At 52.1% G+C, this 13,068-nt stretch carries 13 protein-coding genes; all 13 read left to right on the top strand.

Annotated features, from left to right (window positions below; translation table 11 throughout):
• Positions 1-13 precede the first annotated feature (13 nt).
• The 13 genes from gspD (at position 14) to G367_RS0109465 (ending at position 13,012) form a co-directional block, all read left to right on the top strand.
• Positions 14-2,041: a type II secretion system secretin GspD gene (gene gspD / locus G367_RS0109525; protein ID WP_020412898.1), complete on the top strand. Its 2,028-nt coding sequence runs from the start codon at positions 14-16 to the stop codon at positions 2,039-2,041.
• Positions 2,038-3,534, top strand: coding sequence for a type II secretion system ATPase GspE (gspE, locus tag G367_RS0109520; protein ID WP_020412897.1), 1,497 nt, complete (start codon positions 2,038-2,040; stop codon positions 3,532-3,534). Before gspD ends, gspE begins: the two co-directional genes overlap by 4 nt.
• A gap of 2 nt (positions 3,535-3,536) precedes the next feature.
• Complete coding sequence (gspF, locus tag G367_RS0109515; RefSeq protein ID WP_020412896.1) at positions 3,537-4,754, top strand: type II secretion system inner membrane protein GspF; 1,218 nt, start codon at positions 3,537-3,539, stop codon at positions 4,752-4,754.
• 187 nt (positions 4,755-4,941) lie between these two features.
• Positions 4,942-5,370, top strand: a complete 429-nt coding sequence (gspG, locus tag G367_RS0109510) for a type II secretion system major pseudopilin GspG (protein WP_020412895.1) — start codon at positions 4,942-4,944, stop codon at positions 5,368-5,370.
• 21 nt (positions 5,371-5,391) lie between these two features.
• A complete protein-coding gene (gene gspH, locus G367_RS0109505) occupies positions 5,392-5,979 on the top strand; it encodes a type II secretion system minor pseudopilin GspH (RefSeq protein WP_020412894.1) in 588 nt (195 codons plus the stop codon).
• A complete protein-coding gene (gene gspI / locus G367_RS0109500; RefSeq protein WP_020412893.1) occupies positions 5,969-6,352 on the top strand; it encodes a type II secretion system minor pseudopilin GspI in 384 nt (127 codons plus the stop codon). Before gspH ends, gspI begins: the two co-directional genes overlap by 11 nt.
• A 5-nt stretch (positions 6,353-6,357) precedes the next feature.
• The gene (gspJ, locus tag G367_RS0109495) at positions 6,358-7,071 is read left to right on the top strand and encodes a type II secretion system minor pseudopilin GspJ (protein WP_020412892.1); all 714 of its coding nucleotides are present in this window, start codon (positions 6,358-6,360) and stop codon (positions 7,069-7,071) included.
• 22 nt (positions 7,072-7,093) lie between these two features.
• Positions 7,094-8,083: a type II secretion system minor pseudopilin GspK gene (gene gspK, locus G367_RS0109490; protein WP_020412891.1), complete on the top strand. Its 990-nt coding sequence runs from the start codon at positions 7,094-7,096 to the stop codon at positions 8,081-8,083.
• A gap of 17 nt (positions 8,084-8,100) precedes the next feature.
• Positions 8,101-9,435, top strand: coding sequence for a type II secretion system protein GspL (gspL, locus tag G367_RS0109485; protein ID WP_020412890.1), 1,335 nt, complete (start codon positions 8,101-8,103; stop codon positions 9,433-9,435).
• 45 nt (positions 9,436-9,480) lie between these two features.
• Complete coding sequence (gspM, locus tag G367_RS0109480) at positions 9,481-9,966, top strand: type II secretion system protein M (RefSeq protein ID WP_020412889.1); 486 nt, start codon at positions 9,481-9,483, stop codon at positions 9,964-9,966.
• 204 nt (positions 9,967-10,170) lie between these two features.
• Complete coding sequence (locus G367_RS0109475; RefSeq protein WP_020412888.1) at positions 10,171-10,443, top strand: hypothetical protein; 273 nt, start codon at positions 10,171-10,173, stop codon at positions 10,441-10,443.
• A gap of 109 nt (positions 10,444-10,552) precedes the next feature.
• Positions 10,553-10,756, top strand: a complete 204-nt coding sequence (locus G367_RS0109470) for a DUF2788 domain-containing protein (protein WP_020412887.1) — start codon at positions 10,553-10,555, stop codon at positions 10,754-10,756.
• Positions 10,757-10,801: 45 nt separating this feature from the next.
• Positions 10,802-13,012 carry a hybrid sensor histidine kinase/response regulator gene (locus G367_RS0109465; RefSeq protein WP_020412886.1) on the top strand — a complete coding sequence of 737 codons (2,211 nt, stop codon included), beginning with the start codon at positions 10,802-10,804 and terminating at the stop codon, positions 13,010-13,012.
• Positions 13,013-13,068 lie beyond the last annotated feature (56 nt).

Here is a 13,068-nt window from a genome sequence, read left to right as displayed (position 1 = left end):
AGCCAGATAAATAATGATGAAGATGTTTTATCGACGGCTGATTGCGGTCGGATTTGGTTTTTTTGTGTCTACTGCAACGCTGGCTCAAGGCCCGGAGAGGGTAACCCTTTCTCTCGATAATGCGGATGTTCGTGACCTGATTAACTGGGCTGCGGATTTCACCGGAAAAAATATTATTGTTCACCCCAATGTCAAGGGAAAAGTCACCGTTGTTGCCGGTGATCCCATGACCCATGAAGAAGCCTTCGATGTTTTTATGTCGGTGCTTCAGGTAAATGGTTTTAGTCTTGTAGAGCAGGGCGGAACCTGGAAAGTAGTGCCTGATGCATTAGCAAAACAGCAAGCGATTCCTGTAGCTGATGCCAACACCCGTGCGCCGGCTGAGTCTCTGGTAGTCCGTACTGTGCGGGTGGAAAATATTTCCGCATCGCAATTGATTGCCATGCTGCGCCCCCTGATTCCTCAGACTGGCCATCTAGCGGCTTACGCTGATACCAATACCCTGATTATTGCGGATCGCGCAGCTAATATTGACCAGATCGTAAGGTTGGTTAATCAATTGGACCGTGCTGGTGCAATTGATATTGAAGTCGTGCCCTTGATGTTTGCCTCCGCAAAAGAGGTCAAGCAGATTCTCACCGATCTTTTGCAGTCGGGTGGTGGTAAAGGGGCTGGTAAGGAAGTACAACCGTTGCGTATTGCCGTGGATGAACGCTCCAATAGTATTTTGTTGACCGGTGACCCGGTAACTCGCCAGCAGATCAGGTCTGTTATTGCTCGCCTTGACCAGCCGCTGGATGGAGATGGCAATACTGCGGTGGTTTATATCCAGTACTCTAATGCTGCAGACCTCAAGCCAATCCTGGAAGGTATGAGTGGCAGTATTCAGAACACTGAGAAAGATCAGCAGGCGGCGAATGTTGAAGTCAGTATCCAAGTCAATGAATCACTCAATGCATTGGTTCTTACTGCCCCTCCAGCACTGCTGGAAACCATGAAAGGTGTTATCGCTCGTCTGGATGTGCGTCGTGCTCAGGTGTTGATCGAAGCGATTATTGTTGAGGTTAATGAAAATACCAATAACGAGCTGGGTATCAGCTGGATTGCTGGGGCGGATGATAATGTTGTTGCCGGCTGGAATAACCTTCCGGCTAAAGATGCCGATGGAAATATCAACCCTTTCTCACTACCTCTTGAAAGTCTAACTGGGGCGAATGCATTACATTTAGGTTACCTGAGTGGCACCGACCTTCGTGTCGCAGTGAATGCTCTTGCCACTGCAGGCAACACGAATATCCTCTCCACTCCAACAATTATGGCTTTGGATAATGAGGAGGCTGAGATCCTCGTTGGTCAAAATGTGCCTTTTATCACCGGTGAACAGCTGTTGTCGGGTAGTAATGATGATCCCTTTACCACCATTCAGCGTGAGGATATTGGTACCACACTCAAAGTGACTCCAAGGGTAAATAATAACAACTCTGTAACCCTGGAAATTGAGCAAAAAGTTGAAAACCTTGCTTCGGCCGCGGCTGATGCTGCTGTCGGGGCTTCGGATATTATTACTAGCAAGCGGGAAATACGCACCAAGGTACTCATCGACGATGGTGCAATACTTGTACTGGGTGGATTAATTGAAGATACCGTTAAAGACTCTGTGCAAAAGGTACCCTTGTTAGGGGATATCCCAGGGATAGGCCGCCTGTTCCGCAATAATAAAAAGGAAGTCTTCAAAACTAATTTGATGGTGTTCCTGAAGCCGAAGATCCTGAGTACGCAAGTGGCAGGTTACGAGGAGACCCGCAAACGTTACATGGATCTGCAGCAGAAGCAGATCTATATCAAAGATCGTACAAGCCTGCTGTGGGATTGGCACCGTGGAGATGCATTGCCTGACTTAATGCCGCCAACAGGAACCTATAACGAAAGCCCGGCCCCGGTAGATGGTTCTATCAATGCCGTTGATAACCTGGAGGAAGCCCTGGAGGGGGTGCCAGGTGAGGTTGATGTTGAGGTGCTGGAGGTCGAAGAATCTAAATGACGGCTGAACTAGGAACAGGAACTCCAATAATTCGCCGCCTTCCATACGCTTTCGCCAAGCGTCACAGGGTTCTGTTAGTGGAGCAGGAAGGCCAGCCTATATGCCAGTATGTGGCCCCGTTGAATCCCTCGGCTGTTGCCGAGGTACAGCGAATCAATGGTGCTGTGGTGAGCCTGGAGGCCGTCGAGGAAGAGGCTTTCCAGGTTGCTCTACAGCGACTGTATGAAAACCGTGAAGGAGGAAACCTCTCGGAAGTGGAGGGGCTTGGTGAGGATTTGGATCTTGCCGCGGTTGCAGATTCGTTGCCGGAAACTGAAGATCTGTTGGAGCAGGAAGACGATGCACCTATCGTTAAGCTGATCAACGCAATTTTCGCCGAGTCGCTTAAACAGGGCGCCTCGGATATCCATATTGAGACATTTGAGAAGCGGCTGGTTGTGCGCTTTAGGGTTGATGGCGTCCTGCGGGAGGTACTGCAGCCTCGCCGTGCACTAGCGCCTTTACTGGTCTCCCGGATTAAGGTTATGGCCAAGCTGGATATCGCGGAAAAGCGTGTTCCCCAGGATGGCCGTATTTCTCTTTTGATGGCTGGACGCGAAGTGGATGTACGTGTATCCACCATGCCCTCTTCTGCGGGGGAGCGTGTGGTTATGCGTCTTCTGGATAAGCAGGCTGGTAAGATGGACCTGAGCAAGCTGGGAATGGCGCAGCGCGATCTCAGTGTAATGACGGAACTGCTCTCCCATCCCCACGGCATTATTTTGGTAACCGGACCTACAGGCTCAGGTAAAACCACAACCTTATATGCTGGCCTTGGCAGTATTAACAGCCGTGAGAAAAATATCCTTACGGTTGAAGACCCAGTGGAATACAACCTGGAAGGTGTGGGCCAAACCCAGGTGAATACCAAGGCGGATATGACTTTTGCTCGCGGTTTGCGGGCAATTCTGCGCCAGGATCCCGATGTGGTGATGGTGGGTGAGATCCGTGACCTCGAAACAATGCAAATCGCTATTCAGGCAAGTTTGACCGGCCACTTGGTATTATCCACGCTGCATACCAATACCGCGCTTGGCGCAGTGACCCGACTTGTGGATATGGGAATCGAGCCCTTTTTGCTGTCATCGAGCGTGATTGGTGTGCTCGCGCAGCGCTTGGTGCGGGTACTTTGCCCAGAGTGTAAGCAGCCCCATGTGGCCGATGAAAACGAGCGGCAAGTGCTCGGTGTGGACCCAAATGCGGAAACCATTATTTATCGCCCCAACGGTTGTGAGGAGTGTAACCATAGCGGTTATGTCGGCCGTATTGGCATCTATGAGCTGGTACCGTTGAATGAGGTGATGCGCCAGCTTATTCACGATCGTGCGTCGGAAAGCAAACTGGTGGCCGAAGCGCGTAAATTGGGGCCGAGCATCCGTGATGATGGTATCGCCAAGATTCTGGCGGGTAGGACTTCCCTTGAGGAAGTGATGCGAGTTACCCAGGAGTCCTGAAAGTGGCAGCTTTTGAGTATACAGCCCTTGCGGCATCCGGTCGGAAGAGCAAGGGAACCCTTGAGGCGGATAGTGCCCGTTCCGCGCGCCAACAATTGCGTGCCAAGGGGATGGTACCCCTGGATGTGGCTCCTGCTACTGAGCAATCTGAAAAGAGTGCCGGTGGACTTATGTCTGGTAGCCCAGGCCTCAGCATTAAAAATTTGGCGCTGCTAACACGTCAGATTGCCACTTTGCTGCGTGCCGGTATTCCCCTTGAGGAGACGCTCGGGGCAATCGCCAATCAAACTCGTAACCAAAAAATTCGCAGGGTTGTTCTGGCGGTTCGAGGCAAGATCCTTGAGGGGCATAGTTTTGCTCTCGCCCTGGCGAGCTTCCCACGCGCTTTCCCAAAGCTCTACCGCGCCACGGTAGAGGCTGGTGAACACTCTGGCCATCTCGATGCAGTTCTGGAGCGCCTCGGTGACTACACGGAAGGCCAGCAGCAGTTTCGGCAAAAAGTTCAGCTGGCACTGATCTACCCAGCGGTGCTGGTGTTTATTTGTGTCTTGGTGGTGACCGGCCTGATGGTGTATGTGGTACCCGATGTGATCGAGGTATTTACTGGTACCGGCCAGGAATTGCCAGTACCTACCAGAATCCTGGTTACCCTGAGTGACTTCATCTCTGCCTGGGGCTGGTTGGTGCCCCCGGTATTAGGCGCCATCATCATAGGCATAGTCTTTCTGCTCAAGCGCCCGGCAATACGTTACCGTTTCCACCATCGCCTACTGGATTTACCGGTAATAGGGTGGATGGTACGTGGTGCCCAGAGCGCTCGCTACGTGGGAACCCTGGCCATCTTAACGGGGAGTAGCGTACCGCTGGTACAGGCCATGGGCATTGCCGGCGGAGTAATGAGCAATGATTTTCTGAAAGATAGATTGGAAGGCGCGCAGAAATCTGTGCGCGAGGGTGGTAGCCTGCACAGAGCGCTGGAAGATATCGGGTATTTCCCACCAATGATGGTTTACATGATTGCCAGTGGTGAATCCTCCGGTACCCTCGATGAGATGCTGCAAAGGGCGGCAGAGTCCCAGGAGCAGGATTTACAGGGTGCGGTTACCGCTTTTGTGAGTTTGTTCGAGCCCCTGATGTTGCTGGTGATGGCCGCTATCGTACTATTTATCGTGATGGCTATTATGATGCCGATTATGGGCATGAACGAACTGGCCATGTAAGGCTCAAAGAGAAGCCTTAGGGGCAGTGTCTCCTGTTAATCCTGATTCTGTCGGGGTTTCTCTGATACCTGCTGACTCGGGTGAAGGGGGATGCCTTCCTTGAAGTGAGTCAATATTTTAGAGTGGGGTCACGAAGGATATTGTGGCCCTTGGGGTTCCCAGCTTACGGCTGAACTTGGAGAAAAAAATGCAAAACCTAAGCAAAAATCGCGGCTTCACTCTGATTGAGGTCATGGTAGTGATCGTAATCCTCGGTGTCCTTGGCGCCATGGTCGTGCCCAGTGTACTCGGCAAGACTGGTGAGGCGCGTATGAAAGCAGCTCGCGTTGATCTGCGAGCAATCGAGACAGCGCTTGATATGTACCGTATGGATAACTTCGTTTATCCCAGCTCTGATCAGGGCTTGCAGGCACTGGTTTCCCGTCCGTCAGGTTTCCCGGAGGCCAAGAACTGGACTGAGCCTTACCTGAAGAAATCGCCGAAAGATCCTTGGGGTAATGAATACCAGTACATCAGCCCCGGCAGCTCTGGTCCCTTCGACCTGTTCTCCCTGGGTGCCGATGGCAAACCGGGTGGTGAAGGTGAGTACGCTGATATTTTTGCCGCTGACCTGTAAATCCGGTTCAAGCGACAACTGATGTACAGCCGGAAAAATCAACTGAAATTCACGCGTAACCGGGGCTTTACCCTGGTGGAGATCCTGGTGGTGATTGTGATCATCGCCTCTCTTGCCGGGATGGCGGTTATGTCTTTGGGTAGCTCCGGCGTGCGCGTATGGGAAGGTGAGGTTAGGCGTCTCTCCGCTTTGCTACAGTTGATCTCAGATCGCGCCTTGATCGATAAGAGCCACTATGGCGTGGTTTTGGAACCGGAATCCTACACTGTGGTGCGCTTTAATCCCGCCACCATGACCTGGCAGGCGCCGGATGCTGCTGCCGGTAAGCGCAGCCAGCGCTTCGCGCTTCACGAGCTCCCTCCCAATGTACGCCTTGAGGTGATTGCCGGGGCAGAACTTCCATCGACAGAGTCTACCGAGTTTGCCGAGGAGGAGAGTTCGGATGAGGAAAGCGCGAAGCCACATTTTGTCGCCTTGTCCAGTGGTGAGGTCCTGCCTGTGGAACTGGTGATGTACCTGGTTGATGAGGGTGACTTCGCTCGTGGCGCGACAATTACTTACAACAGCCTCTACGGTTTACAGCTGGAATGGCAGGCTGATGAATTTTAGTGCGCAACGATTTTCTGCCCAGCGGGGATTTACCCTGGTGGAGGTCCTGGTTGCATTAGTGATATTTGGGGTAATCGCAGCCAGTGTGTTGCAGGCCATGCAGCGCAGTGTGCGCCAGCAACGCATTATGGAAGAGCGGCTCGCTGCCAACTGGGTGGCACAACAAATACTTTCCCAAGTGCGATTGCAAACACCCTGGCCACCCGTCGGTGAGCAAAAGGAGGAGGTGACCTTTGCTGAGCGGGAATGGGAAGTGACCGCAAGAGTTGAAGCAACCAGTGAAGAGCGCCTTCGCCATATCACCATCGAAGTGGGCTATCCCGATGCGGAGAACCCGACTCTGACACTGGATGCCTGGGCGGCACAGGAGTAGCTGCAATGATGATCCGCCAACTAAAAGCGCAGTCTGGTTTCACCCTGGTCGAAGTAATGGTTGTGCTGGTATTGGTAGCTATTATCAGCGTCGGCTCCTTCTCCCTGCTGGATATTTTTAGAAGTACAGACCATGTAGTTGAGCAGCGTGCGGAGGAATTACGCCGCTTTTCTATGGCTTTATACCGCCTGGAAGATGATCTTCGCCAGCTGACGGCAAGGCCGATCAAGAATGCCTACAGTGGCTATGAGCCAGCACTGCGCGGGGATGAAGATGAATTCGAGTTTACCCGACTGGGCGCGGCCAACCTGACTGCTGAGCCCAGAGGGGAACTGCAGCGCCTTGGGTACAGCATTGGCTACCCGGAATCCGACGAGCGCGATTCTTTCAGCACTGCGGAGGAGGAAGATCCAGGCGCGCTACTGCTCCGAAGCCGCTGGCAGGTGCTGGATCGGGGGCCGGATTCCGAGCCTATTGTTGAGCCCCTGATGATGGGGGTTGAGAGCCTTACCCTGCGCTATTTCGACCCAGAGAGCGAAGCGTGGGTTTCGCAATGGCCCCCGGCTCCCAATGACAATAACCCACCTAATGGCGCAGACCCCCGCTTACCTAAGGCCATTGAGTTCGTCCTAATCACCAGGCAGTACGGTGAGATTCGCCGGGTATTTCCTTTCTCCACCGTAGAGCTCCCTCGTTCTCAACCTGGTGGGGGCGATTAATCATGTGCGAAGAGAGGCGACTGTGAAGATCCTTGGTGGCCAGCGAGGTGTTGCACTTATTACTGTCTTGTTGGTGATGGTGATTGCTATTGCCTTGGTCTCTCATGCGATCGTTCGAGATCAAATATCCATTAATCGCAGTGGCGCATTGCTTGCCAATACCCAGCTGGCCGAGTTTGTTGAGGGGGCTGAAGCCTGGAGCCGGGTGGCACTGCTGAAAGACTTTGAAGAGGATAAGGAAGCCGAGGAAGCAGCGGATCACGCTCTGGAGGCCTGGGCTTCTCCAGCGTTGCAATTCAATCCCGATAACGGAAAAATTCGTATCAATATCAAAGACTTAAATTCATGTTTTAATGTCAATAATCTTGTTGATACGTCGGCTAATGATCAGCTTGAAATTTTTCGTAGGCTTGTGAGTAATGTCACTGGTAAACCGGAGTTGGCGGTGATTATTGCCGATTGGGTGGATGACGGCGATACACCGCGCTCGTCCGCGACCGAGGATGACGGCTATCTCGGTAGGGAAATCTCACACCGTACTCCGGATACCTCGATCAGTGATGTTTCTGAATTGTCTTCAGTACAGGGAATAGAAGCCGAGGATTGGCAAAAACTTGCTCCTTTTCTCTGTGCATTGCCGGAAACCGGATCCAAGATCAATATCAATTTTGCCTCCCAAGAACTGGTAGAGGCGATAGACCCTTCAGCAAGTATTTCGAAACTGGAACAGCTTCGTGAATCGGGAGAGGTCTTTAGTAACTCTGGGGACTTATCCTCAATCAATATCACCAAGACAGATTCGTTTGTATTCCATAGCCAGCACTTTCTGGCGCGTATCGCTGTCCAATTGGGAGATGGCGAAGACCACCGCCAGTACTGGGAGACTGTGCTCCGGCTTGAGGAAGGCGGAGAAGTAACGGTGAAAGTAGTGCAGCGCCAACGCCGGACATTTTCCGGTGCAATGATGCAGGAGCTACTCGACTATGACGGCACGGCAGAAGAACGAGAGTAGGTAGTCAATAAGATCGTATGTTTAAAAAGAAAAGCCTGAATGAAATAGGCATGCCTGCGGATCCACCAAAGCCATCGCTGGTAATGCTGAGACTCACTGAAAATGCGGATAGAAAGCTCACACTTCATCAGTGGCAGGGGGGTGCCTGGCAGCCTGCTGCATTAGATGATGAATTTATTGCGGCTTTTACCCCTGAATTTGAAACTTCAGAGTTCTCTCAGGAAACTGCTTCCTTGAGCTTTGCCGATGGGGCCAAGGCCTTGTTGTTATTACCTGGCAACTGGGTGTGGAGCGGTGTGGAAACTATTCCCAAAGCAGCACGACGGCAGGCCAATGCCATTGGCTATATGGTGGAAGAGCATCTGGCGGAGGACGTTGAAGATTTGCATTTTGTCTGTACGCCACAGAATGGTGATCTCTGCAGTGTCTATGCCATAGCCAAAGATAAAATGGAAGCGCTACACAGCCAGGTTGAGCGCTTGCAGTGGCCGCTGGTGGCTGCGGTTGCTGAATATCAGCTACTCGGTCTGCTCGAGGGCGATCTTGCTCTATGGCTAGATGGAGAACAGGCGCATATCTGGCAAGACAGTGGGCAGGGGCTTTCAATTCGCCGTGAATACCTGCAGCCGATGCTCAGTTCCTTACTGGGGGAAAGCGAACCCTTAGAAGAATCTGAGCAAGTAGAGGATGAAGCTGAGGAGAAAAGCCTGCTGCTCTTAGGAGCGCAAGAGAGTGATAACCTGCTTGTAGGCGAACTGGAGACGCTATTTGCTGATCGTCTACAGCGCAACCAGCGAGCCCCGGAAGAGGTTTTTCTGGAGCGCTTTAAAGCTGGCAAGCTCAGTAGTTTATTGAGCGGCGACTACCAGCTTTCAGGGGGAGAAGTTGAAGGAGCCTGGTGGCTGAAACCAGCAAAAGTTGCCACTTTTTGTTTTGCCGCCCAACTGCTGTTCTTTGTGGGGGCAGGGGCTTATTTCCAGTGGCAGGCTGGGAAGGCCGAAGAGCAGGCGCGCACAATGTTTACTGAATTGTTTCCCAATACCCGACCCTCCGCGCAAATGCGCCGTCAGTTGGATGGTTTTCTTAAGAGTGCGGGCAGTCAAGGCGGCGCCTTTACCACGCAGATGCAACAGCTGAGTAAGGTGTGGACAGAGCAACGGGGTAAGGAACTCAAGTTGCAATCCCTGCGTTTTGATGGCCAGCGGGGTGAAATGGTGTTGCAGTTACAGGCCTCTAACCTGGCGGATCTTGATACATTTGTTAGTAAGTTGTCTGGTAACGGCTTAAAAGCTGACTTACTCGGGGCCAATGAACTGAAGAAAGGTGTATCCGGACGGGTGCGCGTGCGCTGATAGTGACATATTGATGTGCAGAACAAGATTGGTAGTTATTGAAGCATGAAAGAACAAATTGAACAGTGGAAACAGAAGTGGCAGGCACTGTCTTCCAGTGACCAGCGCGCTCTCGCTCTTCTCGCTGTTTTTGCTGGGGGCCTGTTTATAGTCTATGGCCTCTACAGTCCTGCCAAGGGCTTTTTTGAGGAGTCTCGCAGTCGCGCTGAAGAAGCCCAGGAGCTAGTGCAATGGATGGAGTCCCAGCGTCCGGTACTTGCCCGGATCAAGCCTAATAGTTCCGCTGGCAATGCGTCGGGCACTCTTTTGCAAAGGGTGACCACTGCGGCAAAGAACAACCGGATTACCATTAAGCGCTTTGAGCCGGAGGGGGAGAATCGTATCCGCCTCTGGATTGAGGAGGTGCGTTACCAGGATCTGCAGCCATGGCTCAACCAGCTGATGAAAGAGAAGCTATCGGTGCGTACTATCAATCTGGATGCGCTCGCTGAGCAAGGTATGGTCTCCGCTCGCCTGACAATAGAAGGGTAATCCTATCTGCTCCCGCTTAAGCCGCCAGTGATCACTGTCGGTTTTTAGCGGGAAGACTTTCCCAGCATACCTCTGTAATGAATACCTTTTGGGTAGGGCGCTCTGCTCCTCATCCCAGATTTTCGGCCCACAAGCATATAGATTTAGCCGGAATAGCCGCTAAAGGCCCTATACTGAAGTGTGAAAGAGGAAATAGGTGCCACTATGCTTTTTAAAGATGTAACTACCAAGCATTTGGTTGAGGTGGCTGACGTTGTCACGCTTTCAAATCCCTATGAGTTAACTGTGGTTGGCCGCTATCTCTGGGGTGAGGAGATCCAGGATCCAGAGGTTTTCGACAAAACTGACCTGTGCTTTCTGTCTGGTGAGCCGCTGCCTCGTTGCTGGCACGATAGTCGTTATCGTGAGAAGGAGGTGCGCCGTTTGCGCTGTGGCACTCACGCCCAGGAGGATGGTGACTACTATCAAGGGGCGTGAATAGTTAGTCATGTCCGGGGGGAGCGCTGGCTGACCGTATTCTGGCAAGCCTTATCAGTAGTCACTAAGCACTGTACAATGCGCGCCAATTTTTTAAGTGAAGATCCGCATGACTTTTGAGCAGTTTGAAGAGTATTCCCTGTGGTTGGGAATCGGCGCACTTATCATGTTTATGGTGTTTATCGTCTGGAACCTCGCTAAGGATTCCAAGGCGGGGAGGTTCGGAACCTTTATCCTGTTTTTGGCACTGGGTCTCGGATTGCTTGGATTTATTATAAAAACAGTACTGGTTGAAGTGCTTGGGATAGGGTAGGGACTTTTATGTCACTATATACCCAATCTCCCAGGGAAGGTCGCAATGCCACTATTTGATCGCCCTGAACTGAAGGTTCAGAAAGACCGACGTATTTGTCGCGCCACTGATATGCGTATCGCTAAATACAGCCGGCGCGGTATGCTGCTCTCCCTCTGTGCCTTCCTGATTGCCGCCACAATCGGGGATATGCGCCTGGAAGCACCGCGCCTTTTACTGATCCTGGGTGGGGGCTTGGTGATACTCACCCTGATCAGGGGCTACTACGTATTCCGCTTCGACTCCCTTTACAGCGCGGGACCGAACCGCTGGCGAAACCATTATTTCTTCGTCTCTATTCTTGGCTCCATTTGGTGGGGTTTGACACTGTTTTACTTTGTCTACCTGATGGGCTTTGCGCCTGAAACGCACTTTCTGTGGATCTACTCGGTTATATTCTGCTCAAGTGTGACTACGGTATTTTCTCCATATCATCGTTTTCTCACCTGGTTTACTGCCACTTCTCTACTGCCAGCGGCTCTGATGGCTCTGTTCTCGGGAATGGTCCTCGGCACAATTTACGGCACCCTGACCCTTGCTTTTATTTGGCTTACTGCACACCAGGGGCGGCGCGAATCAGAAAATTACTGGGAGCGACTGTCGGCCATGCAGGAGCTACAGCAGCGTGCCAGCAGTCTGGCTGCCGCGCGCAAGCACTCAGAAGCTGCGGTGGAATTGACTAACGAGTTTATCGTTAATATCGGTCAGGAGTTTCGCAGCCAGCTATCAGATGCTCTTGGCGCAATGGCATTATTGGAAGCGGAGCCTCTCAGCGACCGCCAGCGGGAGTGGGTTGAGCTTGCCAAAACCGCCAATAGTCAGCAGCTCAAGCTGGTGGATAATGTTGGGTTATTCACTCGAGTGGCGCGAAAGGATATCCGCCTGCGCCAGGGACCTTTTAATCTGGTCAAAACCATCGAGAAATCTTTTAAGTTTGCCGCCCGCTCCGCCCACGGCCAGGATTTGGAGTTCAATTTCCAGATTGATGACAATCTGCCAGTAATGGTTACCGGGGATAACCGCAAGACGGCCCAGCTAATTCGTAATTTGGTAGATTCAGCAACAGGTATTGCCCAGCGCGGTGAGTTATGGGGGGAAGTTAGCTTTACGCCAATCACGACAGTGGAAGGCCAGTTGAATATTACCCTGATGGATGACGGGCGTGGTGAGATTCTCCCTGATGAAAGCGAATTGTTCGGTGCTTTCTCACGAATGGACACCACTCAGGTTACGACCGGCCTGGGTTTATCGATTGCCAAAGGGCTGGCAGAAGCGATGGGAGGCTACCTGCAATTGCACTCGACTCCCGATGGCAATCGCTATCAAGTGGTAATCAAATTCGATATGGAGCCGAACCAGCGCACTTACCTGACCCCGGATCGCCGTCTGCAGGATAGCGAAGTATTGCTGATTCACCAGAAGGGCCTGTTTATTTCCGGGCTGGTGCAGGTATTGCGCTCGTTTGGTATGGATGTGAAATCCCTGCGTTGGTGTGAAGGTTGCGAGTGCGAGGTACAGAAGCTGCTTAAGCTGGCTTTGGAGCGCAATCAGCTGGTAATCCTGGTGCCGGCGATGGGAGATGACACGCTCTTTAACTCGTTAACGCCGTATATGTACAAGGCACACACTGAAGGCAAGGAGTGTCCGGTGATCTGCCTGGGTGGGTTTGGCCAGAAGTCCTCCTTTGCCCAGCTACAGCACGCAGTACCTGCTGCTCAGTACCTCGGCCGTCCAGTGACTCGCAAAGAGTTACATGACGTAATTGTCGAGCGCATATTTGGTGGAATTAAAAAAACTACACGCAGAGTAGTAACTGGGGGGGCTGATCAGCCACGTCAATATTCACTGTTATTGGTAGAGGAGTCCCGTCCACACCAGTGGGTGACAGAGGAAATGCTGCAGGCCTTAGGCTATCAGGTGGATGTTGCAGGCAATGGGGATGAGGCCCTTATTCGCCTCTCCGAAGGCCACTATGACCTGGTGTTGGTAGATTGCCAGCAAAATACTGACCACAGCGCGGAAATTATTGAGATGTTGCGCCGCTGGGAAACTGAACACCGGCCCGACGATCGATTGCCAATTGTTGCCCTGACCAGTACTACTGAAGAGCAGTTTGAAGGGCGCTGCTTAGCCGCCGGAATGGACGACTACCTGACAAAGCCTTTAAGTAAAGATTTACTGAGAGAAACCTTAGCCCGTTGGCTTGGGAGTGCGTAAGTCTAAAAAAATCCAGCTGCGGTTTGTTAAGCAGGCTGGAAGTAAAAAAGCCGCGG

It is taken from the genome of Microbulbifer variabilis ATCC 700307, assembly GCF_000380565.1.
Taxonomy (GTDB): Bacteria; Pseudomonadota; Gammaproteobacteria; order Pseudomonadales; family Cellvibrionaceae; genus Microbulbifer; species Microbulbifer variabilis.
This window is presented reverse-complemented; position numbering and strand designations above follow the sequence as displayed.

Bases quoted from the DNA above. Each gene is read 5' to 3' on its own strand.
- gspD (WP_020412898.1), top strand. From the start codon at position 14: ATGATGAAGATGTTTTATCGACGGCTGATTGCGGTCGGATTTGGTTTT.
- gspE (WP_020412897.1), top strand. From the start codon at position 2,038: ATGACGGCTGAACTAGGAACAGGAACTCCAATAATTCGCCGCCTTCCA.
- gspG (WP_020412895.1), top strand. From the start codon at position 4,942: ATGCAAAACCTAAGCAAAAATCGCGGCTTCACTCTGATTGAGGTCATG.
- gspH (WP_020412894.1), top strand. From the start codon at position 5,392: ATGTACAGCCGGAAAAATCAACTGAAATTCACGCGTAACCGGGGCTTT.
- gspI (WP_020412893.1), top strand. From the start codon at position 5,969: ATGAATTTTAGTGCGCAACGATTTTCTGCCCAGCGGGGATTTACCCTG.
- gspJ (WP_020412892.1), top strand. From the start codon at position 6,358: ATGATGATCCGCCAACTAAAAGCGCAGTCTGGTTTCACCCTGGTCGAA.
- gspL (WP_020412890.1), top strand. From the start codon at position 8,101: ATGTTTAAAAAGAAAAGCCTGAATGAAATAGGCATGCCTGCGGATCCA.
- gspM (WP_020412889.1), top strand. From the start codon at position 9,481: ATGAAAGAACAAATTGAACAGTGGAAACAGAAGTGGCAGGCACTGTCT.
- G367_RS0109475 (WP_020412888.1), top strand. From the start codon at position 10,171: ATGCTTTTTAAAGATGTAACTACCAAGCATTTGGTTGAGGTGGCTGAC.
- G367_RS0109470 (WP_020412887.1), top strand. From the start codon at position 10,553: ATGACTTTTGAGCAGTTTGAAGAGTATTCCCTGTGGTTGGGAATCGGC.
- G367_RS0109465 (WP_020412886.1), top strand. From the start codon at position 10,802: ATGCCACTATTTGATCGCCCTGAACTGAAGGTTCAGAAAGACCGACGT.